This is a genomic window from Citrobacter braakii (assembly GCF_002075345.1).
In the GTDB taxonomy this organism is placed as follows: Bacteria; Pseudomonadota; Gammaproteobacteria; order Enterobacterales; family Enterobacteriaceae; genus Citrobacter; species Citrobacter braakii.
The window spans coordinates 129,569-152,307 of the sequence record NZ_NAEW01000004.1; the positions used below are offsets into that span (position 1 = coordinate 129,569).

Sequence of the window (22,739 nt, forward strand, 5' to 3'; positions counted from 1 at the left end):
CACAAGGAAGCAGTAGTCGCTCTCCTTCACAGAATTTCCCCCCTCTTGCACTCCTGACCGGCACATTTGCGCGTTCTCACGCACAATCTTTCAAATTAAAATATTTACCTTTCATTTTGCGATCAAAATAACACTTTTAAATCTTTCGATCTGATTAAAATTAGTTACCGTTTGGCAAGATAACTAAAACCCCTACAGGAGAGAATAATGATCGACACCATCACACTCGGTGCTGAGTGGTTTATCGGATTGTTCCAGAAAGGCGGAGAGGTGTTTACCGGCATGGTGACCGGTATTCTGCCTCTGCTGATCAGTCTGCTGGTCATCATGAATGCGCTGATTAACTTTATCGGTCAGCAACGTATTGAACGTTTTGCCCAGCGCTGCGCCGGAAACCCGCTGTCCCGCTATCTACTGCTGCCGTGCATCGGCACATTTGTGTTTTGTAATCCTATGACGCTGAGCCTGGGCCGCTTTATGCCGGAAAAGTTCAAGCCCAGCTACTACGCAGCCGCCTCTTACAGCTGCCATTCAATGAACGGCTTATTTCCCCACATCAACCCCGGTGAGCTGTTCGTCTATCTGGGGATCGCCAGCGGACTGACCACGCTGGGTCTTCCGCTCGGCCCGCTGGCGGTGAGCTATTTGCTGGTCGGCCTGGTGACCAACTTCTTCCGCGGCTGGGTGACCGATTTCACCACCACCATCTTTGAGAAAAAAATGGGCATTCAACTTGAGCAGAAAGTACATCTGGCGGGAGCAGCATCATGACGCGTATTCGTATTGAAAAAGGCACCGGCGGCTGGGGCGGCCCGCTTGAACTGGATGCCGAGCCAGGCAAGAAAATTGTCTATATCACCGCCGGGACTCGCCCCGCAATTGTCGACAGGATAGCCAGCCTGACAGGTTGGCAGGCCGTTGATGGCTTCAAAGAAGGCGAGCCGCCAGAGAACGAAATTGGCGTGGCGATCATCGACTGCGGCGGCACGCTGCGCTGCGGGATCTATCCAAAACGCCGTATACCAACAGTGAATATTCACGCGACGGGTAAATCAGGTCCGCTGGCCCAATATATTATCGAAGATATCTATGTCTCTAGCGTGAAAGAAGAAAACATTACCGTCGTCGGTGAAGCATCCGCTGCGCCAACGCCAGCAAACAGCACGATGGGTCGCGAGTACGACACCAGCAAGAAAATTACCGAACAAAGCGACGGTCTGCTGGCAAAAGTCGGCATGGGAATGGGTTCAGCCGTTGCGGTTCTGTTTCAGGCTGGGCGAGACACTATCGATACCGTCCTGAAAACCATTCTGCCGTTTATGGCGTTCGTCTCGGCGCTGATCGGCATCATTATGGCGTCTGGCCTGGGGGACTGGATTGCCCATGGACTCGCACCGCTGGCCAGCCATCCGCTGGGGCTGGTAACCCTGGCGCTGATCTGCTCTTTCCCGCTGCTGTCCCCTTTCCTCGGCCCTGGTGCGGTCATCGCCCAGGTTATCGGCGTCCTGATCGGCGTACAGATTGGTTTGGGGAACATTCCTCCGCATCTGGCGCTACCTGCCTTGTTCGCCATTAACGCTCAGGCGGCATGCGACTTTATTCCAGTCGGATTGTCGCTAGCCGAAGCGCGCCAGGACACGGTCCGCGTCGGTGTGCCATCCGTACTGGTGAGTCGTTTTCTGACCGGCGCACCGACCGTTCTCATCGCCTGGTTTGTTTCCGGCTTTATTTACCAATAAGAGGCACTCAAAAATGACCGTGATTTATGAAACCACCATCACCCGCATCGGCCAGAGCGCCCCGGATGCACTCTGCGACCAGATGCTAATTACCTTTCGTGAAGGCGCGCCTGCGGATATCGAAGAATTTTGCTTCATCCATTGCCATGGGGAGCTGAACGGCTCTTTGCAGGCTGGGATCCAATTTGAGCTAGGCCAGCATCACTACCCGGTCACAGCCGTTGGCAGCGTGGCGGAACAAAACTTACGTGAACTGGGGCATATCACTCTGCGTTTTGACGGACTGAGTGAAGCGGAATTTCCCGGCACCGTACACGTTGCGGGCCCCGTACCGGACGGTATCGCACCGGGCTGTATTTTGAAGTTTATTGCTTAAGATTTAAGGAGATAAAGATGAATCAGGTTGCCGTTGTCATTGGTGGAGGCCAGACCCTGGGGGCATTCCTTTGCCGTGGGCTTGCGACAGAAGGGTACCGCGTCGCGGTGGTGGATATCCAAAGCGATAAAGCCGCCAACGTCGCGCAGGAAATTAACGCCGAGTTTGGCGAAGGCACCGCCTACGGTTTTGGCGCTGATGCCACCAGCGAACAGAGTGTGCTGGCGCTGTCGCGCGGAGTGGATGAAATATTTGGCCGCGTCGATCTGCTGGTTTACAGCGCGGGTATCGCAAAAGCCGCGTTTATCAGCGACTTTCAGCTTGGGGATTTCGACCGCTCGCTGCAGGTGAATCTGGTCGGCTACTTCCTCTGCGCACGTGAATTTTCACGCCTGATGATCCGCGATGGCGTCCAGGGACGCATTATCCAGATCAACTCCAAATCAGGGAAAGTGGGCAGTAAACACAACTCAGGCTATAGCGCGGCAAAATTTGGCGGCGTAGGTTTAACCCAGTCGCTGGCGCTGGATCTGGCAGAGTACGGGATCACCGTGCATTCACTGATGCTCGGCAATCTGCTGAAATCACCGATGTTCCAGTCATTATTACCGCAATATGCGACCAAGCTTGGCCTTAAGCCAGACGAAGTCGAGCAGTACTACATTGATAAGGTTCCACTTAAGCGCGGCTGCGATTATCAGGACGTGCTGAACATGCTGCTGTTTTACGCCAGCCCGAAAGCCTCTTACTGCACCGGTCAGTCCATTAACGTGACCGGTGGTCAGGTGATGTTCTAAGAAACATGATTGCCCGGTGGCGCTGCGCTTACCGGGCCTACACACATCTGTGTCGGATAAGGCACAGCCGCCATCCGGCAAAATCAAAGGAGCACATTATGGTTTCCGCACTGATTACCGTCGCCGCTATCGCCTGGTGCCTGCAACTGGCGCTCGGTGGCTGGCAAATATCCCGCTTTAACCGGGCGTTTGATCAACTCTGCCAGCGGGGTCGGGTTGGCGTAGGTCGTTCCGGTGGACGGTTTAAACCCCGCGTGGTGGTCGCCATCGCGCTGGATGAACAGCAGCGGGTTACCGATTCGTTATTTATGAAAGGTCTTACTGTATTTGCCAGGCCCGGTAAAATTGCCACGATAATGGGCAAACATCTTGATGATTTACAGCCTGATGTGATCTTTCCCCATGATCCGTTAGCGCAGAATGCACTATCATTGGCGCTTAAACTGAAACATGGATAATTTCGTTGTGAATGCTAATAGCTTGCGAAATTATCATTTTGCAACCTATTAAGTCAGGGTAATCACGCCTATGAAACCTCGTCAGCGACAGGCGGCCATACTGGAGCACCTGCAAAAGCAGGGAAAATGCTCGGTTGAAGAACTGGCCCACTACTTTGACACAACCGGCACGACCATTCGCAAAGACCTGGTCATTCTGGAGAATGCCGGAACCGTCATTCGTACCTATGGCGGCGTGGTATTAAATAAAGACGAATCCGACCCGCCAATCGATCACAAAACGCTAATCAATACGCATAAAAAAGAGCAGATTGCCGAAGCCGCCGTCCGTTTTATTCACGATGGCGACTCGATTATTCTGGATGCGGGCAGCACCGTATTGCAGATGGTGCCGATGCTCACCCGCTTTAGCAACATCACCGTCATGACCAACAGTCTGCACATTGTTAACGCCCTTTCAGAGCTGGACAACGAGCAAACTATCCTGATGCCCGGCGGGACCTTTCGCAAAAAATCTGCGTCATTTCACGGTCAGTTGGCAGAAAACGCCTTTGAGCAGTTCAGCTTTGATAAACTCTTCATGGGTACCGACGGCATTGACCTCAATGCCGGCGTGACCACCTTTAATGAGGTGTTTAGCGTCAGTAAAGCGATGTGCAATGCCGCTCGCGAAGTGATTCTGATGGCTGACTCGTCAAAATTTGGGCGTAAAAGCCCCAATGTTGTGTGCAGTCTGGAAAGCGTCGACAAGCTGATTACCGATGCGGGTATCGACCCTGCGTTTCGTCAGGCGCTGGAAGCAAAAGGGATTGAAGTGATCATAACCGGAGAAACCAATGAGTGATGCATTACTGAACGCGGGCCGTCAGACGTTAATGCTGGAGCTACAGGAAGCCAGCCGACTGCCTGAACGACTGGGCGATGATTTTGTCCGCGCCGCCAATACTATCATCCACTGCGAAGGCAAAGTGATTGTCTCCGGGATTGGCAAATCAGGCCATATTGGCAAAAAAATAGCCGCGACCCTCGCCAGTACCGGCACACCCGCCTTTTTTGTGCATCCGGCTGAAGCGCTGCACGGCGACTTAGGGATGATTGAAAGCCGTGATGTCATGCTGTTTATTTCCTACTCCGGCGGCGCAAAAGAACTGGATCTCATCATTCCGCGCCTGGAAGACAAATCCGTCGCTCTGCTGGCAATGACCGGAAAACCGACCTCACCGCTGGGTTTGGCAGCCAAAGCCGTGCTGGATATTTCCGTTGAGCGCGAAGCCTGTCCGATGCGCCTGGCACCGACTTCCAGCACCGTGAACACTCTGATGATGGGCGACGCGTTGGCAATCGCCGTGATGCAGGCTCGCGGCTTTAACGAAGAAGATTTTGCCCGCTCGCATCCGGCGGGTGCGCTGGGCGCTCGTCTGCTAAATAAAGTGCATCATCTGATGCGCCGTGACGATGCCATTCCGCAGGTGACGCTCACCACCAGCGTCATGGACGCGATGCTGGAACTAAGCCGTACGGGTCTTGGCCTGGTGGCAGTCTGCGACGACGAGTCGCTGGTGAAAGGCGTCTTTACCGACGGCGACCTGCGCCGCTGGCTGGTTGGCGGCGGAGCGCTCACCACTCAGGTTAGCGAAGCAATGACCCATAATGGCATTACGCTGCAGGCGCAGAGCCGCGCCATTGACGCCAAAGAGATCCTGATGAAGCGCAAAATCACTGCCGCACCGGTGGTAGATGAAAACGGTAAACTCACCGGTGCTATCAACCTGCAGGATTTCTATCAGGCAGGTATTCTCTAATCCTTCAGCCCCAGACGTTTCGCCAGCCGGTGCAGGTTGGCGACGTCTGTTTCCAGCGCCCGCGCACTTGCCGCCCAACTGTGATTATTTTGCGCCAACGCCCGGCGGATCATCTCCCGCTGGAATGACTCCGTTGCCTCACGCAGGTTGCGATGCTGCGGGATCTCCGCAACAACCTCCGCCTGGGGAGCCGGGGTTTCATCCTGCAGGGCAAAATGCTGCGCCTCAAGCACCACTTCATCCCCTGCCCTGGTGGCCCTTGCCAGAACAACCGCCCGGTGAATGGCATGTTCCAGCTCACGCACGTTCCCGGGCCAGCCATAATTCAACAGATGGCTACGCGCGCCGGGACTTAACACCACGCGGGAAAGTCCCAGCCGCAGCCGACATTGTTCGCAAAAATAACCGGCCAGCAGTACCACATCTTCGCCGCGTTCACGAAGGGGCGGGACGGAAAGGGGAAAGACGCTCAGACGGTGGAACAAATCCGCACGGAAATTCCCGGCCAGCACCTCTTCCCGTAAATCACGGTTCGTTGCCGCCAGCACCCGAACATCCACGCGCAGGCTGCGATCGTCACCCACACGCTGAATATCGCCGTACTGCAACACACGTAGCAACTTAGCCTGTAACGCCAGCGAGAGTTCGCCAATCTCATCGAGAAACAGCGTCCCATTGTCAGCCATTTCAAACTTACCGCTACGATTGCTGATAGCCCCGGTAAAGGCGCCTTTTACGTGACCAAACAGCTCACTTTCCGCTACGGTTTCCGGCAACGCCGCGCAGTTCAGATACACCAGCGGATTCACCGCGCGCGGCGAACCTTCATGGATAGCCTTAGCTACCAGCTCCTTCCCGGTCCCCGTTTCGCCGCTAATCAGTACGTTGAGATCGGATCCCGCCACAATCTCAATCTCTTTTTTCAACTGCAGCATATTGGGCGACAGGCCAATCATTTGGGTTTCAGTCACCTGCTCGAAGGCCGTCGACGAGCCCGGCAACATATTCTGGCTTTCCAGTTGTTCAATCAGCAGCGCATTGCTCAGCGCGCCCGCCGCCAGCGCGGCAATCAGCCTAAGTTCTTCATCGCTGAAAACATCGAATTGATCGGGCTCCATGCCATCCAGCGTTAACGCGCCAATCAGATTTTGACCGGCGAACAGCGGTAAGCCAATGCAGGCGTGTACCTTCAGGCTCTCCTGGCCCGGAATCAGCCCATCGTAAGGGTCTGGCAAATCGCTGTCGGCAGGGAAACGAACCACGTCCCCGGCGCGGGCAATCGCCTCTAGACGAGGATGCCCTTCCAGGGTAAAGCGCCTGCCGAGAACGTCCTGCGCCAGCCCATCGATCGCCAGCGGAATAAACTGTCGCGACTCATAGCGCAGCAATGCCGACGCGTCGCACTCCAGCACCTGACGCAAGGTGGTTATCAGGCGTTGAAAACGGTCCTGATGTCCAATACCGCTTTGTAATTCAATGGCGATACCCGCCAGCACGTCTACGGAAAAACTCATGACGACCTCATTGTCATTTTGACAATTCATATTGTCATATTGACAATAAAATGAATAGTCATTTTGACTACCACCTTATAGGCATTAAAAAACAAACCCTTTAAAATCAACAAATAAAAAGTTGGCACGCAACCTGCAATAAGCAAAACATCTTTTTTAGAAAAACGCTGAATTAATTACTGAGGTTGCTATGTCTATTCTGGTTAAAAATAACATTCATTGGGTTGGCCAACGTGACTGGGAAGTTCGTGATTTCCACGGGACTGAATATAAAACGCTGCGCGGTAGCAGCTACAACAGCTATCTCATCCGTGAAGAAAAAAATGTCCTGATCGATACAGTAGACCACAAGTTTAGCCGTGAATTCGTGCAGAACCTGCGCAGTGAAATTGACCTGGCAGATATCGACTACATCATCATTAACCACGCGGAAGAGGACCATGCCGGTGCGCTGACTGAGCTGATGTCCTGCATCCCTGACACGCCAATTTACTGCACAGCCAACGCTATTGACTCTATCAACGGGCACCACCACCACCCGGAGTGGAACTTCAACGTGGTGAAAACCGGCGACTCGCTGGACATTGGCAACGGTAAGCAGCTGATCTTCGTTGAAACGCCGATGCTGCACTGGCCTGACAGCATGATGACCTACATGACCGGCGATGCGGTGCTGTTCAGTAACGATGCCTTCGGCCAGCACTACTGTGATGAACGTCTGTTTAACGACGAAGTTGACCAGACCGAACTGTTCGAACAGTGCCAGCGTTACTACGCCAACATCCTGACGCCGTTCAGCCGTCTGGTGACACCGAAAATCACTGAGATTCTCGGCTTCAACCTGCCGGTGGATATGATTGCCACTTCCCACGGCGTGGTATGGCGCGACAACCCGACACAAATCGTTGAAATGTATCTGAAATGGGCGGCTGACTATCAGGAAGACCGTATCACCATTTTCTACGACACCATGTCCAACAACACCCGCATGATGGCGGACGCCATTGCCCAGGGCATTAACGAAGTTGACCCCAACGTGGCGGTGAAAATCTTTAACGTCGCCCGTAGCGACAAAAACGAAGTCCTGACTAACGTCTTCCGCTCTAAAGGCGTGCTGGTTGGTACTTCAACGATGAATAACGTAATGATGCCAAAAATCGCTGGTCTGGTAGAAGAGATGACCGGCCTGCGTTTTCGTAACAAACGCGCCAGCGCCTTTGGTTCACACGGCTGGAGCGGCGGTGCGGTAGACCGTTTGTCCACACGCTTGCAGGATGCCGGTTTCGAGATGTCGCTGAGTCTGAAAGCGAAATGGCGTCCGGATCTGGACGCGCTGGAACTGTGTCGCCAGCATGGCCGTGAAATCGCACGTCAGTGGGCGCTTGCTCCGCTGCCGGAAACAATCGTCAAAACGGCAACCAAAGAGGAAGAGTGCGCCTGTGCCGCTGCGGCTGCCGCTGATCTTGGTCCAAGCATGCAGTGCAGCGTATGCCAGTGGATTTACGACCCGGCAAAAGGTGAACCGCTGCAGGATGTCGCGCCGGGAACACCGTGGAGCGACGTGCCGGATAACTTCCTGTGCCCGGAATGTTCATTAGGTAAAGACGTCTTTGACGTACTGGCAACGGAGGCAAAATGAGCCGCGGAATTGTCATTATTGGTTCGGGCTTCGCCGCCCGCCAGTTAGTCAAAAATATCCGTAAGCAGGATGCAAATGTCCCGCTGACCCTGATTGCTGCAGACAGTATGGATGAGTACAACAAGCCCGATCTCAGCCATGTTATCAGTCAGTCGCAACGTGCAGACGACCTCACCCGCCAGTCGGCGGGGGAGTTTGCCGAACAGTTTAATTTGCGCCTGTTCCCGCACACCTGGGTAACCGACATCGATGCCGATGATCACGTAGTGAAAAGCCAGGAGCAACAGTGGCCATACGACAAACTGGTGCTGGCGACGGGAGCGTCGGCGTTCGTACCGCCGATTACCGGACGTGAGTTAATGCTCACATTGAACAGCCAACAAGAGTATCGCGCCTGTGAAACACAACTGCGTGACGCCCAACGGGTGCTGATTGTCGGCGGCGGCTTGATTGGCAGCGAACTGGCGATGGATTTTTGTCGTGCTGGTAAAGCGGTGACGCTTATCGACAACGCCGCCAGCATTCTGGCTTCGCTGATGCCGCCAGAAGTAAGCAGTCGCTTACAGCATCGTCTGACCGATATGGGCGTACACCTGCTGCTGAAGTCGCAGATTCAGGGGCTGGAGAAAACGGAGTCGGGGATTCGCGCCACGCTCGATCGTAGCCGCAGCGTAGAAGTCGATGCGGTGATCGCCGCAACGGGCCTGCGCCCTGAAACCGCGCTGGCGCGTCGCGCCGGGTTGAACATCAATCGTGGCGTCTGCGTCGACAGCTACCTGCAAACCAGTCACCCGGACATTTATGCTCTCGGCGACTGTGCGGAAATTAACGGTCAGGTACTCCCGTTCCTGCAACCGATTCAGCTGAGCGCCATGTATCTGGCGAAAAACCTGCTCGGCGGCAATGCACCATTGAAGTTGCCTGCCATGCTGGTAAAAGTCAAAACGCCGGAATTACCCTTGCATCTGGCTGGGGATACCCAGCGCCGCGATCTGAACTGGCATATTGCCGCCGAAGCGCAAGGGATGGTGGCCAGAGGGATGAACGACGCAGGCCAGCTATGTGCCTTTGTCGTCAGCGAAGACCGCATGAAAGAGGCCTTTGCGCTGCTGAAAACGCTGCCCGTGTAAGTACAGGATACCGTTGCTTGATTTATTAACCTCACGCACATGGATGTGCGTTGCCACTTGTCGGTATGCCCCGACCTGTAGTTCTTGCCCCGCCAGTCCCGGGGCTTTTTTTATTTTTGCGCCAACGCCCGCGCCGCGGCAATCACGCCCTGCCCCAACGACAACCCGCCGTCGCCCGCCGGTAAACGCTGCGGGAACAGTAAGGTAAAATCATGCAGATAAAACGCCAGCCGGGCTGACAATAAGCGGTTATGCATCACACCTCCGCTGAATACCAGCGTCTTAATCCCCCGCTCTTCGGCCTGCAAACGCATCAGGGTAGCAAACCCACGCGCCAGCGCGTCGTGAAACGCCCACGCTCTTTCGGCAGGTTTGGCCTGCCAGGTCAGCCATTGCTGCCAAAAAACCGCTAAGTCCAGCTGATTGCCATCAAGCGGCACCGTGACAGGGTGCTCAACGCCAGCACATTGCGATGCCATCGCCTCCAGCGCGCAGGCCGCCTCACCTTCATAACTCAGCGATTCCGGCGCACATTGAAGCGCGGCGGCAACGGCATCAAACAGCCGTCCGCACGATGACGCCAGCGGTGCGTTAATCCCCCGCTCAATGGCGCGCGCCAGCACGTTCCAGTTTTGATGTTGCAGCACCGATGTTTCCGGGTAGCGCTGCCAGTAAGGAACAAAGCGCAGGCACTGCGCGAGCAAATTGCGCCACGGCTGTTTTGCCGCCAGATCGCCCCCCGCCAGCGCTACAGCCGGTAAGCCGCCAAGGTGTTCGCATTCACGATAGTTGACCCGCAAACACTCCCCCCCCCACAGCGCGCCGTTTTCCCCCATGCCGATACCGTCTAACGTCAGAGCAATCACGTCGCCACCATCGAGCGACCAGCCGTGCTCGGCCAGACACGCAGCGGCATGCGCATGGTGATGCAGCACCGTTTCGGTTGGCAGATTCATTTCGCTGGCCCACTGGCTGGAAACATAACCAGGGTGTGCATCATGCACGATACGCTGCGGCGTAAAGTCATAAATGTTCTGGATAAGGCGCAGCGCATCACGCCACTGCTGCTGAATGCCGTCATCGCTGAGATCGCCCAAATGCTGGCTGATAACCGCCTGTTCACCACGCACCAGGCAGAAGGTATTTTTCAGATCTGCGCCCAGGCAAAGCATCGGCGGCACGTCGTGAAATCCTGGCGGCAGCGCTACCGCATCCGGCACGTAACCCCGTGAACGACGCAGCATCTCGCCACTGTCGCGTACCACAGAGTCATCCATCCGCTGCACAATTTCGCGGTTATGCAGCAGGAAACCATCGGCAATTTCGTGTAAATCTTCCAGCGCCTGGGCGTTGGTAATAGCGGGCGGTCTGCCGCTGAGATTGCCGGAGGTCATTACCAACGGACAATTCATCTCTTGTAAGAGCAAATGCTGCAACGGATTCGCTGGCAGCATGACACCCACTTCCGTTAACCCTGGCGCAATGCCCTCGCTCAATGCTGCGACATAGCGTTTCTGCACCAACACGATCGGCGCGGCTGGGGTTGTCAGCAAACGACGAGCGGGTGCAGGCAGTCCGTCATCACCGGGCAGCATCACTGCCAGAGGTTTTGCCGGACGGTGTTTGCGCAGCCTGAGCAGCGCTACGGCGTCATCATTTCGTGCATCGCACACCAGATGAAACCCACCAATCCCTTTAACGGCCACAATACCGCCTGCTTTCAGGCGCGATACTACCGCCTGCAACGCCTCTTCTTTCTCCGCCCGCTCACCCGCGCTAAACCATTCGAGGTGGGGACCGCATGCCGGACAGGCAACGGGCTGGGCATGGAAGCGACGGTCGTATGGATCACGATACTCTTTATCGCATTGCGCACAGAGTGGGAATGACGCCATCACGGTAAACGGGCGATCGTAGGGCATGGCGCGGATAATCGTAAAGCGCGGGCCACAGTGGGTGCAGTTGATAAAGGGATAACGATAGCGGCGTTCGCCGGGGGTGTTCATTTCAACCAGACATTCTGGACAGGTCGCGGCATCCGGAACGATTTGCGTATTCATCGTGCCGCCAGCACTTTGCCGAATCGAGAAATCGGCAGGCGGCTGCGTCCAGGCGAACGCTTCGCTCTCAACGCTGTCAATGCGCGCCAGCGGCGGGCAGTGTTGATGCAATTGCGCAATAAACTCTGCCGGATCTTCCTGTATACGCACAACCACACCGTCACCGTCGTTACACACATCGCCATGTAGCTGTAACCGCTGCGCCAGTTGCCAGACGTAGGGGCGAAATCCGACGCCCTGTACCTTACCGCGAATACGCAGCTGTACGCCGGAGTGGTTGTTTATTGTCATGATGAATTCCCGCGGTATTGTATCCCTGAAATGTCCGTTTGCCGGATGGCGGCTTCGCCTTATCCGGCACGTATTTTACGCGGATTTTCAGATATCAGAACAGCAAAGATGCAGTGGAATCCAGCGCCGCGCGACGGCGTTTTTCAGCGCTCAGTTGCTCAAGCTTATTGCGATCCACATAAATCAGCGCGTGAGTCGGGCAGACTTCCATACAGGCAGGGCCGGCCTCACGATGGTGGCACAGGTCGCACTTATTGGCTTCGGCTTTTTCTGCCCGGACGTTCAGACCTGCCCCGCTATTACGAACAACCGGACGCACGACCACTTCCATTGCGCCATAAGGGCAAGCCACAACGCAGGTTTTACACCCAATGCAGCGCTCCTGCATCACGTGGACAAAGCCTTTATCACGGCTGATTGCACCGTTCGGACAGACGTTAGCGCACGGCGCGTCTTCACACTGGCGGCACAGCGTCGCCGTGGAGACATTAACGCCTTTGATGACGTGAATGCGGGGTAAAAAGGTTTCAGGGGTCAGCGATGCGCAGTCCTGGTTATCCTGATGGGATACCACGCAGGCCACTTCACAGGTACGGCAACCAATGCATTTATTGGCGTCTGCAATGATGAAACGGTTCATCAATTTCTCCAGCAATGACAGATTATCTGCCGAAGCATTCATAAATCGTGCCAGAATTTAATTAACTGTTATTAAAGGTTTTTTATTTTGATGAATGCAGAGAAGCCGTGTCATCGTCACTAGTGACGATGACAAATGACAGCCGTCAGCGCAAAACGAGCGGCGCAACAGAGTCGCGTTGAATGAGTTCACCGGTGAAGGTTTTTGGCGGCGTAAACGCCCCGTCATCCAGCATAAAGATCAGGCGGCCTATCGTTTCCTGGATCATTTCCGTTACCGGGATTTTGACGCTGGAAAGCGCCGGAATAGTGTATGGCGCGATAGCGATATCATCGAAGCCAATCACCGACACCTGAGCAGGGACGCGCACGCTATGCGCGTGCAACTGCTTTATCGCACCGATCGCCATATCATCATTGCTGGCCACCAGCGCGGTAAAATTGACCTTATGCGAAAGCAAAGTATCGACTCCCGCTGCGCCGCAGGCTGGCGTCCATTTCCCTTTAACAATCAAATCATTATTAAGCGGAATGCCATGATGTGCCAGCGCGTCTTTATAGCCTGAAAGTCGCTCCACGCCGGTAGGCGAATCCATCGAGCCAGTAATAAAACCAATCTCTTTGTGCCCGGCGGCAATGAGCTGAGTAACGGCGTTAAAACTGGTTTGCTTTTGATCGCACCACACGCAGTGGCTGGTATTTTTTCGCAGCCGCCGATTAAGCACCATAATCGGCTGGGCGTGGGCGTCGATGATATCGTCTATCTCATCCACGCTAAGAAAACGCGGATAGATCATAATCGCGTCACAGCGCAGGTCGAGCAGGTACTGGATCGCCTGACGCTCTTCCTCTGCGCTGTGCTTACCGTCAGCCAGCAACAACTGGCGTCCCTTATCTTCCGCCATCCGCGCGGTATGAAACAGCAGTTCGCTGAAATAGACGCCGTGATAAAGGGTATTAGTTACCACCAGACCCAGCGTCTGCGTAGTTTTCGCTGCCAGACTGCGTGCCAGCAAGTTAGGGCGGTAACCACTCTCTTCAATGGCCTGAAACACGCGGTCTTTGGTTTCCTGGCTGACATAACCATTCCCGGAAAGCACCCGGGAAACCGTCGCTTTTGACACCCCGGCACGCTTCGCTACCTCCAGCATCGTGGTCATATTACTCATCCCTTTTCTCTCAATGTGACGCAGTGTACTGCACCGTTTCGCCGCTGTCCTTGCTGCTAAATTGCAAACGCTGACATCTGGTGATCGGAGTCACAATTATAAAAAATGATCAAAATTAAAACTTGCCCATTATGTGTAATTTAAACATGATTTTGTGGAACCGGTTTCCTATCTGCGTTTCATCAACCCAGAAAAGCGACCAACGTGAACGGATAAAACATAACGTACTCTACTGATAAAACAGGATTAAATCCGATGTCCAAAAATTATGCAGCGCTGGCGCGCTCGGTTGTGACGGCTCTGGGAGGCGTGGACAACATCACAGCAGTGACCCACTGTATGACCCGTTTGCGTTTCGTTATCAAAGATGACTCGCAGGTCGACAGCACGACGCTGAAGACGCACCCTGGCGTGCTCGGCGTGGTGCGCAGCGATAACCAGTGCCAGGTGATCATCGGCAACACCGTTTCGCAGGCGTATCGCGAGGTAGTCAGCCTGTTACCTGCCAATATGCAACCTGCAGAGCCGCAAACCAAACCTCGGCTGACGCTGAAGCGGATTGGCGCGGGGATCCTCGACGCGCTGATCGGCACAATGTCCCCGTTGATCCCGGCTATTATCGGCGGATCAATGCTCAAGCTGCTGGCAATGATCCTCGAAATGACCGGCGTGCTGGTGAAAGGATCGTCCACGCTCACTATTCTGACCGTAATCGGCGACGGCGCCTTCTTCTTCCTGCCACTGATGGTTGCTGCCTCAGCAGCCATAAAATTCAAAACCAACATGTCGCTGGCAATCGCCATCGCAGGCGTACTGGTGCATCCCAGCTTCATCGAACTGATGGCGAAGGCCGCGCAGGGTGAGCACGTTGAGTTTGCCCTGATCCCGGTGACAGCGGTGAAATACACCTACACGGTGATCCCGGCGCTGGTCATGACCTGGTGTCTGTCCTACATCGAACGCTGGGTCGATCGCATCACTCCGGCGGTAACCAAAAACTTCCTTAAACCGATGCTAATCGTGCTGATCGCCGCCCCACTCGCCATCGTCATCATTGGCCCGATCGGTATCTGGATCGGTAGTGCAATTTCAGCGCTGGTTTATACCATTCACGGCTATCTCGGCTGGCTGTCGGTGGCCATTATGGGCGCATTGTGGCCGCTGCTGGTGATGACCGGTATGCACCGCGTCTTCACGCCAACCATTATTCAGACCATTGCCGAAACCGGAAAAGAAGGCATGGTGATGCCGTCGGAAATCGGTGCCAATTTGTCGCTGGGCGGTTCATCGCTGGCAGTGGCATGGAAAACCAAAAACCCGGAACTGCGTCAGACGGCGTTAGCGGCAGCCGCCTCGGCCATCATGGCAGGCATTTCCGAACCCGCGCTGTATGGCGTGGCGATCCGCCTGAAACGCCCACTGATTGCGAGTCTTATCAGCGGCTTTATCTGCGGTGCCGTTGCCGGAATGGCCGGACTGGCGAGCCACTCCATGGCGGCTCCAGGCTTGTTCACCAGCGTACAGTTTTTCGATCCAGCCAATCCGATGACCATCGTTTGGGTGTTTGGCGTGATGGCACTGGCGGTCGTGCTTTCCTTTGTATTAACACTGCTCCTCGGCTTTGAAGATATTCCTGTCGAAGATGCAGCCGCGCAGGCCAGAAAAAACCAGGCCGCGCAACCAGGCAATATCAATAGAGCCAGCATTTGACTGGTATGAACTGAGGTTAACTATGTCTGTTTTTCCGCAAGGATTTTTATGGGGCGGCGCACTGGCCGCCAACCAGTCTGAAGGGGCATACCGGGAAGGCGGCAAAGGGCTGACCACCGTCGATATGATCCCCCACGGCACAAACCGCATGGCCGTCAAACTGGGTCAGGAAAAACGCTTTACGCTGCGGGATGGCGAATTTTATCCCAGCCATCAGGCAATCGACTTTTATCATCGCTATAAAGAAGATATCGCGCTGATGGCGGAAATGGGGTTTACGGTTTTTCGTACTTCCATTGCCTGGAGCCGTCTCTACCCCAACGGCGACGAGCTGACGCCTAATGAAGAGGGTATCGCGTTTTACCGGGCCGTGTTTGCCGAGTGTAAAAAATACGGTATTGAGCCGTTAGTTACGCTGTGTCACTTTGATGTGCCGATGCATCTGGTCAGCGAGTATGGCTCCTGGCGTAACCGCAAAATGGTAGAGTTCTTTACCCGCTACGCCCGTACCTGCTTCGAGGCCTTTGACGGTCTGGTGAAGTACTGGCTAACGTTCAACGAAATCAACATTATGCTGCACAGCCCTTTTTCTGGCGCCGGACTGGTGTTTGAAGAAGGTGAAAATCAGGATCAGGTGAAATATCAGTCCGCCCACCACGAACTGATTGCCAGCGCCCTGGCAACTAAAATTGCCCATGAAATTAATCCGCAAAACCAGGTCGGCTGTATGCTGGCGGGCGGTAATTTTTATCCTTATTCCTGTAAACCGGAAGATGTGTGGACCGCGCTGGAAAAAGACCGCGAAAACCTGTTCTTTATTGATGTGCAGGCGCGCGGGGCTTACCCCGCTTACTCTGCCCGTGTGTTTCGCGAAAAAGGCGTGGTGATAGAAAAAGCGGCGGAAGATGACGATATCCTGAAAAACACCGTCGATTTCGTCTCGTTTAGCTATTACGCATCGCGCTGCGCCTCCGCTGAAATGAATACTGGCAATACCAGCGCCGCTAACGTGGTGAAGTCGCTGCGTAATCCGTACATTGCCGCCAGCGAATGGGGCTGGGGCATCGACCCACTCGGTCTGCGCATCACCATGAATATGATGTATGACCGCTACCAGAAGCCGTTGTTTCTGGTGGAAAACGGGCTGGGGGCGAAAGATGAGATCGATGCTAACGGCGAAATCAATGACGACTATCGCATTAGCTATTTACGCGAGCACATTCGCGCCATGGCAGATGCTATTGAAGATGGCGTGCCGCTGCTGGGCTACACCACCTGGGGCTGTATCGATCTGGTTTCAGCCTCAACCGGTGAGATGAGCAAACGCTACGGTTTTGTGTATGTGGACCGCGATGACGTGGGCAACGGCACGTTAGCGCGTAAACGCAAAAAATCGTTCTGGTGGTATAAGAAAGTGATTGCGAGCAACGGGACCGATCTGGAATAACAATGTTGCCGGGTGACACTGCCATCCGGCAACACGTATTATTCAGAATATATATACCCGCTGTCTGTTATCATTTTTATTGTACAACTTTAGGATTTTGCAGCAGCGGCAAAGGCGCTTCGCCCAACGCGTGGACCTGACCAATAATTGTCGCGCTCCGGCCAATCTGTAATGACTCAACATTCGTACTATTATGGGAGCCAAACTGGAACTGAATCACGTTGTTCGTTTTATTATTTTCGTCTTTCAGGCTGACAAGATAAGAATAAGCATTGGAAATACCATTAACCTTACGAATATCAATGACCACGCCCCGCAGCTTCACCCATTCACCAAGATAGTCCTTATTGGCTTTAACAGGATTTAAGGTATAGGGCGCGACAAAATCAGCGACGGACAAGGTTGGCATTGACGCAGCTGATGACTCCCCCGGTTGAAATAATCGGTCTCCCGCAGAGAAGAACGCGTCAGCCGCCGTCTCGCACCCGCTAAGAAGAGAGGAAATAATAATTAAATTTACCAAACGAATACCTGAACGCATAAATAACTCCTGTATATTAATTTCCCATATATTCAAACTCTAAATAATTCGAGTATATAACCTCCCTGAACAACGCCGAAATATAATATAACTCCCGTATTAGTAAAAGAAGAGAATATTCCCCCCCAACTATTATCAACTTCTCATCTTTTTCATTATTTGCATTCTATTTTCTGGATCTGCCTTCCAGTTTCGGGTTTGCCCTCCCGCCTTTTTACTGGCATTTTATTCAGTAGTTTTCCATCTCTTTATTTGTAACAAGGGAGTGTTTATGTCTGGTAAAAATGGCAATGCCGAAGCGGTTATCAACAAGCCATTACGTCATTTTAAAGTCAGCTATGTCAGAGTACGGCATGAAGATCGCAAAACCGGTTTTACACGACGTATAAGCCGCCATGCTTCACTCACGATGAACGGAGACTGGCTGGAACAGGCGGGGTTCCCAACGGGCACGTCAGTAAAAGTATCGGTTACGCAGGGGAAATTAATTATTGAACAAGCAGGTGAATAGTCTGTTTCGAGGGTGTCGACGTTATCCGGATGGTGGTAATGCGACACACCATCCGGTATTCAGTGCCCTCAGGCTCAGGCTTCCGGTGCCTCTAATTCAGCGAACCCACCGTGTCCTTCCCACCCGGCTAATCGCTGATAGACGGTATCTACCGCATCTTTGATCGGCTGTGTCATCGGGTAGTAAAAACCGACAATATCCGGCTGAATGCCAAGGAAAATCACCTCGCCAACGTCGTCTTTCAGCTGATCGACCAGGTAGTTCAGCGGCATGTTGTGGGTGGTCATCATGAACATCTCGGCAATATCATCAGGATCGATAATGCGGATTTCACCAGGATTTAGCCCCATATCGGTGGCATCCACAATCAACAGACGCTGCGGGCGCAACTCGCGGATGGCGACGATGTCGTTTTCCGGCGCGCTACCGCCGTCGATGACAACCCATTGTCCTTGAGGATTTGCAGCACACATTTCGGCCAACAGCGGCCCCGCGCCGTCATCGCCCATCATGCTGTTACCCACACATAATAAAACGTCAGTCACGATGTCTCCTCACCATCAGATAGATGGCGCTTTCCTGGTGGATATCGTGAAGCATGCTAAGCATCAGCTTGCTCCACTCCTGCTGCTGCGGGGTCTGCACGGCACGCGCATCATCGAACGCGCGCGCCAGCATTTGCACATGGTTGAAATCGATGACGATCTCGCCGTACTTCGGCACGCCTTCCATTTTCCGGCGGGCTTCACTGCCTTCGGCAAGCGTGGCAATCCACGCCAGATATTCATCCCACGGACAGGTTAACGCCGCTTCCAGGCAATCGATGATCCCAAGGTGGTGACCAATCGCCAGGCTGTAATAGACAACCTGCTGCGCCTCAGCGGGCGTTGCATCGTTCTCATCAATAAACTTACGGCTCAGTTGACTGAACACCACCGTTTCACTCATCGGATACGCGCCTCTTCGACAACATGATTAAGATGCGTGACGATCTCGGTCAGACGCGGATCGTTTTCCGCTTCCAGCCAGCGCGCCACCTGATGCTCGCCCTGCCCTAACTGCGTCATATAGTCATCAGCAATCTGGCGACCGTAACGGTAGCCCGCCAGACGGCGTGCTTCACGATCCACCTTCACGCGCAGCGGCTGAACCATGTTCGGATGCAGAATTTCAGCCGGCTGTTCGTCCAGTTCACCTGGCGCACGCGCGTGAATTTTTTGTTCCAGCAGACCCAGCGCCATTGCAAAACCGTACAGCGTAGCCGCAGGCGTTGGCGGACAGCCAGGAATATACACATCCACCGGTACGATTTTATCCGTGCCGCCCCATACGCAGTATAAGTCGTGGAAGATACCGCCGCTGTTACCGCAGGCACCGTAAGAGATACAAATTTTCGGATCTGGCGCAGACTGCCAGGCGCGCAGCGCCGGAGAGCGCATGGCACGCGTTACCGCGCCGGTAAACAGCAGGATATCCGCATGGCGCGGTGATGGTACAACTTTGATACCAAAACGTTCGGCATCAAACAGCGGAGAAAGCGTAGCGAAGATTTCGATTTCACAGCCGTTGCAGCCGCCGCAGTCCACACGGTAAACGTACGCTGAACGCTTGATGCTTTTAAGCAGCGACGCTTTCATGCTGGCAATGGATTCATCCACCGTCATCGGTACCGGAATACCGTTGGCGTCACGTGGGCCTAATAAATTGCTCATCAGCTGGCCTCTTTCATATGGCGAGTCAGTTCAATACGGTCAGACGGCACCAGGCATTTCTGGCGCTTACAATCCGGGCAGGTCTCAAAGCTTTCACGGTGGTTTTCCGCACGGCTGTCGCCGTTGTGCTTAAGCAGCGCAATGGCGTAATCGATCTCTTTTTGTACCGCAAACGGGCGGTTACATTCGCGACAATTACACAGCGCAAAGCGGGACTGCTGCAGGAAATCCTCTTTCTTCCACACCGCCAGTTCATACTCCTGCGACAGCTTGATTGCCGCCGTCGGGCAGACTTCTTCGCAGCGGGCGCAGAAGATGCAACGACCGAGATTGAACTGCCACGCCAGCTCATGGGTGACCAGATCGGTTTCTACCGTCAGTGCATTCGACGGGCACGCATTCACACAGGCCGCACAGCCAATGCACTGCTGCGGATTGTGTTCCGGTTTGCCACGGAAGTTTTTATCGACCGCAATCGGCTCCAGCGGATACGACGATGTCGGCGCCCCGGTTTTGATGACTTTTTTGATAAAGGTAAACATGGCGATTCCTTATTTCAGCGGCGAGTTTTTACGCTCGATGCTGTAGCGCTCAAGTTCTTTGTACGGCACGACTTTGCTCTTCTTCTTACGCACATCGACCACGGTCATACGGTCGGTACAGGAGTAGCAAGGATCGAGGCTACCGATAATCAGCGGGGCATCGGAAACGGTGTTGCCACGCAGCATGTAGCGCAGCGTCGGCCAGTTGGCGTAAGTCGCCGCGCGACAGCGCCAGCGATACAGTTTCTGGTTGTCGCCAGTCATACTCCAGTGAATGTCATCCCCGCGCGGCGCTTCAGCAAAGCCCAGCGCAAAGCGGTGTGGAATGTAGGTGAAACCTTCCACAGCCAGCGGGCCGCCTGGCAGGTTGTCCAGACCAAAGTCGATCATATTCAGTGCGGTGTAGACTTCATTGATACGGACTTTCAGACGAGAAATAACGTCGCAACCCTGCTCACTGTGAACTTCCATCGGCAGCAGGCCATAGCCCACAAACGGGTGATCGGCGCGGGTGTCACGCGCATGGCCGCTGGCGCGTACCATCGGGCCGACGTTACTGAAGTCACGGGCAATCTCCGGATCCAGACGGCCAATACCTACGGTACGCTGTTCCATGTTCGGCGTGCTGAGCAGCATATCGACCAGTTCCTGCACGTCACGACGCATCTGCTGCGCCAGTTGACGGGTCTGGATCATATCCTCTTTCAGCAGATCACGACGAATACCGCCGATCAGGTTCAGACCGTAAGTTTTACGTGCCCCGGTGAGGATCTCCGCCATCTTCATGGAGGTTTCACGCACGCGGAAGAACTGCATAAAGCCGGAGTCAAAACCGGTAAAGTGACAGGCCAGGCCGAGGTTCAGCAGGTGCGAGTGCAGGCGTTCAACTTCCAGCAGAATGGCGCGGATCATCTGCGCACGTTCCGGCACGACGATGCCCATCGCGTTCTCGACGGAGGTGGTATAGGCGGTGCTGTGCGCAAAGCCGCAAATGCCGCACACGCGGTCGGACAAGAAGGTCACTTCGTTGTAACCCATGCGGGTTTCCGCCAGCTTCTCCATGCCGCGGTGGACATAGAACAGACGGTAGTCGGCGTCGATGATGTTTTCGCCGTCAACAAACAGACGGAAGTGACCGGGTTCATCAGAGGTGACGTGCAATGGGCCAATCGGCACCACGTTGTTTTTCTTGTCGCCCAGTTCGTTGATGAACTCGTAGGTTTCAGCATCGGTAGTCGGCGCGGGGCGCTGGCGATAATCCATGCTGTCTTTACGCAGCGGGTAGAGTTCGTCCGGCCAGTCATCCGGCAGTACCAGACGACGCTCATCGGGCAAACCAACCGGGATCAAACCGTACATATCGCGCACTTCGCGCTCGCCCCAGACCGCAGCAGGCACGCGCGGCGTGACGGACGGGAACTCCAGCTTATTGGCATCGACTTCAACGCGCACGGTAATCCAGCACTTGGTACCCTGCTCCATCGACAGCACGTAGTACACGGCATAATGACCGCACAGCTGACGTTCGTCGTTACCAAACAGCACGGACAACCAGCCACCCTGTTTGTAGTACAGGAACTCCACCACTTCCGGCAGGTAGTTCACCTTGACGGTGATCGTCAGCTGATCTTTGGTCTGCCAGGCTTCATCCAGCACGACGCCCGGGAAGGCCTGGTGCAGCGCCGCGAGATATTGTTGACCTAATTTTTCTTCAGACATGCTCAAACTCTCTTAAATCACGCCACCAGCAAGGAGACGAACGCTAAAAACGCAAACCCAAAACCGGCCCAGGTCACGCGTGAAGTGGCGCAAAAACGCAGACGCGCCATGCTGTTTTCGAACAGGGCGATGACCAGCACGCCGAGAACCAGTTTGATGACGGCAATCACCAGCGCCAGCAGCAGCCCACCCGAGGTGAAGGTTTCCATCTCTCCCCACGGCAGGAACACGCCAACGAACATTTGCAGAACGACCAGTTGCTTAAGGCTAATGCCCCATTTCAGCACCGCAAAACCGCTGCCGCTGTATTCGGTCAATGGACCTTCCTGCAGCTCCTGCTCTGCCTCTGCCAGATCGAACGGCAGTTTGCCCATTTCGATAAAGGTGGCGAAAGCACAGGCGCACAGCGCCAGAATCAACGGAATGCTGCGTGCAGTAGGCCAGTGATAAATGGTATCGGCGATATTGCTGATATGCGTTGAGCCAGCAACCTGCGCCGCAACCCACAGACCCAGCAGCAGGATAGGTTCAACCAGCACGCCGAGCATCGCTTCGCGGCTGGCGCCAATAGCGGTAAACGGGCTACCGGTATCCAGGCCCGCGATAGAGAAGAAGAAGCGGGCGATGGCGAACAGGTAAATTAAGGTGATCAGATCGCCCAGTTGCGGCAGTGGTGAGCCAACGGTCACTACCGGCAACGCGGTGGCGATAGTCAGCATCACACCCACCATCACAAACGGCGTCAGGCGGAAAACCCAACTGGAATCCGCAGGCGCAATGCTCTGACGGCCCAGCAGTTTGATGATGTCGCGGTATTCCTGCAAAACGCCCGGACCGCGGCGATTGTGCAAACGCGCACGTGCCACGCGGGTAATACCGGACAGCAGCGGCGCAACGGCAAACAGCACCAGCGCCTGAATTAACGGATATAAAACACTCATTC

At 54.5% G+C, this 22,739-nt stretch carries 23 protein-coding genes; 12 read left to right on the forward strand and 11 right to left on the reverse strand.

The window, feature by feature from the left end; genetic code table 11:
* Nucleotides 1–207: 207 nt before the first annotated feature.
* The 7 genes from srlA to gutQ all read left to right on the forward strand — a co-directional run bounded on the left by srlA (nucleotide 208) and on the right by gutQ (nucleotide 5,172).
* The gene (gene srlA, locus BZK42_RS10505) at nucleotides 208–771 is read left to right on the forward strand and encodes a PTS glucitol/sorbitol transporter subunit IIC (RefSeq protein WP_016154169.1); all 564 of its coding nucleotides are present in this window, start codon (nucleotides 208–210) and stop codon (nucleotides 769–771) included.
* A complete protein-coding gene (gene srlE / locus BZK42_RS10510; protein ID WP_080859125.1) occupies nucleotides 768–1,739 on the forward strand; it encodes a PTS glucitol/sorbitol transporter subunit IIB in 972 nt (323 codons plus the stop codon). Before srlA ends, srlE begins: the two co-directional genes overlap by 4 nt.
* Before the next feature lie 13 nt (nucleotides 1,740–1,752).
* Nucleotides 1,753–2,115 (forward strand): PTS glucitol/sorbitol transporter subunit IIA, encoded by a 363-nt coding sequence (gene srlB, locus BZK42_RS10515; protein WP_016157310.1) that lies wholly within the window; start codon nucleotides 1,753–1,755, stop codon nucleotides 2,113–2,115.
* A gap of 17 nt (nucleotides 2,116–2,132) precedes the next feature.
* Complete coding sequence (gene srlD / locus BZK42_RS10520; protein ID WP_003037345.1) at nucleotides 2,133–2,912, forward strand: sorbitol-6-phosphate dehydrogenase; 780 nt, start codon at nucleotides 2,133–2,135, stop codon at nucleotides 2,910–2,912.
* 98 nt (nucleotides 2,913–3,010) lie between these two features.
* Nucleotides 3,011–3,370, forward strand: coding sequence for a transcriptional regulator GutM (gutM, locus tag BZK42_RS10525; RefSeq protein WP_016154172.1), 360 nt, complete (start codon nucleotides 3,011–3,013; stop codon nucleotides 3,368–3,370).
* A gap of 70 nt (nucleotides 3,371–3,440) precedes the next feature.
* Complete coding sequence (srlR, locus tag BZK42_RS10530; protein WP_003037350.1) at nucleotides 3,441–4,214, forward strand: glucitol operon DNA-binding transcriptional repressor SrlR; 774 nt, start codon at nucleotides 3,441–3,443, stop codon at nucleotides 4,212–4,214.
* Nucleotides 4,207–5,172 (forward strand): arabinose-5-phosphate isomerase GutQ, encoded by a 966-nt coding sequence (gutQ, locus tag BZK42_RS10535; protein WP_046274841.1) that lies wholly within the window; start codon nucleotides 4,207–4,209, stop codon nucleotides 5,170–5,172. Before srlR ends, gutQ begins: the two co-directional genes overlap by 8 nt.
* Here gutQ and norR read toward each other — a convergent pair.
* Entirely contained in the window at nucleotides 5,169–6,686 is a 1,518-nt protein-coding gene (gene norR, locus BZK42_RS10540; RefSeq protein WP_047499449.1) for a nitric oxide reductase transcriptional regulator NorR, read from the reverse strand. The genes gutQ and norR overlap by 4 nt on opposite strands.
* 190 nt (nucleotides 6,687–6,876) lie before the next feature.
* Between norR and norV the strand changes: the two genes are divergently transcribed.
* Together norV and norW are read left to right on the forward strand one after the other, a co-directional pair.
* Nucleotides 6,877–8,325, forward strand: coding sequence for an anaerobic nitric oxide reductase flavorubredoxin (gene norV, locus BZK42_RS10545; RefSeq protein WP_016154175.1), 1,449 nt, complete (start codon nucleotides 6,877–6,879; stop codon nucleotides 8,323–8,325).
* On the forward strand, nucleotides 8,322–9,455 hold the full coding sequence (gene norW, locus BZK42_RS10550; protein WP_080859126.1) for an NADH:flavorubredoxin reductase NorW: 1,134 nt from the start codon (nucleotides 8,322–8,324) through the stop codon (nucleotides 9,453–9,455). Before norV ends, norW begins: the two co-directional genes overlap by 4 nt.
* 110 nt (nucleotides 9,456–9,565) lie before the next feature.
* Here norW and hypF read toward each other — a convergent pair whose 3' ends face one another.
* The 3 genes from hypF to BZK42_RS10565 form a co-directional block, all read right to left on the reverse strand.
* A complete protein-coding gene (hypF, locus tag BZK42_RS10555; protein WP_080859127.1) occupies nucleotides 9,566–11,806 on the reverse strand; it encodes a carbamoyltransferase HypF in 2,241 nt (746 codons plus the stop codon).
* Nucleotides 11,807–11,900: 94 nt separating this feature from the next.
* Nucleotides 11,901–12,446 carry an electron transport protein HydN gene (gene hydN / locus BZK42_RS10560; protein WP_003037366.1) on the reverse strand — a complete coding sequence of 182 codons (546 nt, stop codon included), beginning with the start codon at nucleotides 12,444–12,446 and terminating at the stop codon, nucleotides 11,901–11,903.
* A 145-nt stretch (nucleotides 12,447–12,591) separates the two neighbouring features.
* Nucleotides 12,592–13,605 (reverse strand): LacI family DNA-binding transcriptional regulator, encoded by a 1,014-nt coding sequence (locus BZK42_RS10565; RefSeq protein ID WP_080859128.1) that lies wholly within the window; start codon nucleotides 13,603–13,605, stop codon nucleotides 12,592–12,594.
* Between the two features lie 264 nt (nucleotides 13,606–13,869).
* Between BZK42_RS10565 and ascF the strand changes: the two genes are divergently transcribed.
* Nucleotides 13,870–15,324 carry a PTS cellobiose/arbutin/salicin transporter subunit IIBC gene (gene ascF, locus BZK42_RS10570; RefSeq protein ID WP_080859129.1) on the forward strand — a complete coding sequence of 485 codons (1,455 nt, stop codon included), beginning with the start codon at nucleotides 13,870–13,872 and terminating at the stop codon, nucleotides 15,322–15,324.
* 22 nt (nucleotides 15,325–15,346) lie between these two features.
* Nucleotides 15,347–16,771 (forward strand): 6-phospho-beta-glucosidase, encoded by a 1,425-nt coding sequence (locus BZK42_RS10575; RefSeq protein ID WP_080859130.1) that lies wholly within the window; start codon nucleotides 15,347–15,349, stop codon nucleotides 16,769–16,771.
* A gap of 76 nt (nucleotides 16,772–16,847) precedes the next feature.
* Here BZK42_RS10575 and BZK42_RS10580 read toward each other — a convergent pair whose 3' ends face one another.
* A complete protein-coding gene (locus BZK42_RS10580; protein ID WP_016157319.1) occupies nucleotides 16,848–17,312 on the reverse strand; it encodes an OB-fold putative lipoprotein in 465 nt (154 codons plus the stop codon).
* Between the two features lie 271 nt (nucleotides 17,313–17,583).
* Between BZK42_RS10580 and BZK42_RS10585 the strand changes: the two genes are divergently transcribed.
* Nucleotides 17,584–17,823 (forward strand): SymE family type I addiction module toxin, encoded by a 240-nt coding sequence (locus BZK42_RS10585; protein WP_016154182.1) that lies wholly within the window; start codon nucleotides 17,584–17,586, stop codon nucleotides 17,821–17,823.
* A gap of 74 nt (nucleotides 17,824–17,897) precedes the next feature.
* Here BZK42_RS10585 and hycI read toward each other — a convergent pair whose 3' ends face one another.
* From hycI to BZK42_RS10615, 6 genes are read right to left on the reverse strand one after another with little or no spacing between them, the layout of a single operon-like run.
* Complete coding sequence (gene hycI, locus BZK42_RS10590) at nucleotides 17,898–18,368, reverse strand: hydrogenase maturation peptidase HycI (protein ID WP_016154183.1); 471 nt, start codon at nucleotides 18,366–18,368, stop codon at nucleotides 17,898–17,900.
* A complete protein-coding gene (locus BZK42_RS10595; RefSeq protein WP_003037385.1) occupies nucleotides 18,361–18,771 on the reverse strand; it encodes a formate hydrogenlyase maturation HycH family protein in 411 nt (136 codons plus the stop codon). The genes hycI and BZK42_RS10595 overlap by 8 nt, the downstream gene beginning before the upstream one ends.
* Nucleotides 18,768–19,535: a formate hydrogenlyase subunit HycG gene (gene hycG, locus BZK42_RS10600; RefSeq protein WP_049040387.1), complete on the reverse strand. Its 768-nt coding sequence runs from the start codon at nucleotides 19,533–19,535 to the stop codon at nucleotides 18,768–18,770. Before hycG ends, BZK42_RS10595 begins: the two co-directional genes overlap by 4 nt.
* Entirely contained in the window at nucleotides 19,535–20,077 is a 543-nt protein-coding gene (gene hycF / locus BZK42_RS10605; protein WP_080859131.1) for a formate hydrogenlyase subunit HycF, read from the reverse strand. The genes hycG and hycF overlap by 1 nt, the downstream gene beginning before the upstream one ends.
* Before the next feature lie 9 nt (nucleotides 20,078–20,086).
* The gene (hycE, locus tag BZK42_RS10610; protein ID WP_016154186.1) at nucleotides 20,087–21,796 is read right to left on the reverse strand and encodes a formate hydrogenlyase subunit HycE; all 1,710 of its coding nucleotides are present in this window, start codon (nucleotides 21,794–21,796) and stop codon (nucleotides 20,087–20,089) included.
* A gap of 17 nt (nucleotides 21,797–21,813) precedes the next feature.
* Nucleotides 21,814–22,737 carry a respiratory chain complex I subunit 1 family protein gene (locus BZK42_RS10615; protein WP_080859132.1) on the reverse strand — a complete coding sequence of 308 codons (924 nt, stop codon included), beginning with the start codon at nucleotides 22,735–22,737 and terminating at the stop codon, nucleotides 21,814–21,816.
* Nucleotides 22,738–22,739 lie beyond the last annotated feature (2 nt).

Coding starts and splice junctions, on each gene's coding strand:
- hycE (WP_016154186.1), bottom strand. CDS start 21,796: ATGTCTGAAGAAAAATTAGGTCAACAATATCTCGCGGCGCTGCACCAG.
- gutM (WP_016154172.1), top strand. CDS start 3,011: ATGGTTTCCGCACTGATTACCGTCGCCGCTATCGCCTGGTGCCTGCAA.
- srlA (WP_016154169.1), top strand. CDS start 208: ATGATCGACACCATCACACTCGGTGCTGAGTGGTTTATCGGATTGTTC.
- hycG (WP_049040387.1), bottom strand. CDS start 19,535: ATGAGCAATTTATTAGGCCCACGTGACGCCAACGGTATTCCGGTACCG.
- srlD (WP_003037345.1), top strand. CDS start 2,133: ATGAATCAGGTTGCCGTTGTCATTGGTGGAGGCCAGACCCTGGGGGCA.
- BZK42_RS10575 (WP_080859130.1), top strand. CDS start 15,347: ATGTCTGTTTTTCCGCAAGGATTTTTATGGGGCGGCGCACTGGCCGCC.
- norV (WP_016154175.1), top strand. CDS start 6,877: ATGTCTATTCTGGTTAAAAATAACATTCATTGGGTTGGCCAACGTGAC.
- srlE (WP_080859125.1), top strand. CDS start 768: ATGACGCGTATTCGTATTGAAAAAGGCACCGGCGGCTGGGGCGGCCCG.
- hypF (WP_080859127.1), bottom strand. CDS start 11,806: ATGACAATAAACAACCACTCCGGCGTACAGCTGCGTATTCGCGGTAAG.
- norR (WP_047499449.1), bottom strand. CDS start 6,686: ATGAGTTTTTCCGTAGACGTGCTGGCGGGTATCGCCATTGAATTACAA.
- srlB (WP_016157310.1), top strand. CDS start 1,753: ATGACCGTGATTTATGAAACCACCATCACCCGCATCGGCCAGAGCGCC.
- gutQ (WP_046274841.1), top strand. CDS start 4,207: ATGAGTGATGCATTACTGAACGCGGGCCGTCAGACGTTAATGCTGGAG.
- ascF (WP_080859129.1), top strand. CDS start 13,870: ATGTCCAAAAATTATGCAGCGCTGGCGCGCTCGGTTGTGACGGCTCTG.
- BZK42_RS10565 (WP_080859128.1), bottom strand. CDS start 13,605: ATGACCACGATGCTGGAGGTAGCGAAGCGTGCCGGGGTGTCAAAAGCG.
- BZK42_RS10580 (WP_016157319.1), bottom strand. CDS start 17,312: ATGCGTTCAGGTATTCGTTTGGTAAATTTAATTATTATTTCCTCTCTT.
- hycF (WP_080859131.1), bottom strand. CDS start 20,077: ATGTTTACCTTTATCAAAAAAGTCATCAAAACCGGGGCGCCGACATCG.
- hydN (WP_003037366.1), bottom strand. CDS start 12,446: ATGAACCGTTTCATCATTGCAGACGCCAATAAATGCATTGGTTGCCGT.
- BZK42_RS10615 (WP_080859132.1), bottom strand. CDS start 22,737: ATGAGTGTTTTATATCCGTTAATTCAGGCGCTGGTGCTGTTTGCCGTT.
- BZK42_RS10595 (WP_003037385.1), bottom strand. CDS start 18,771: ATGAGTGAAACGGTGGTGTTCAGTCAACTGAGCCGTAAGTTTATTGAT.
- srlR (WP_003037350.1), top strand. CDS start 3,441: ATGAAACCTCGTCAGCGACAGGCGGCCATACTGGAGCACCTGCAAAAG.
- BZK42_RS10585 (WP_016154182.1), top strand. CDS start 17,584: ATGTCTGGTAAAAATGGCAATGCCGAAGCGGTTATCAACAAGCCATTA.
- norW (WP_080859126.1), top strand. CDS start 8,322: ATGAGCCGCGGAATTGTCATTATTGGTTCGGGCTTCGCCGCCCGCCAG.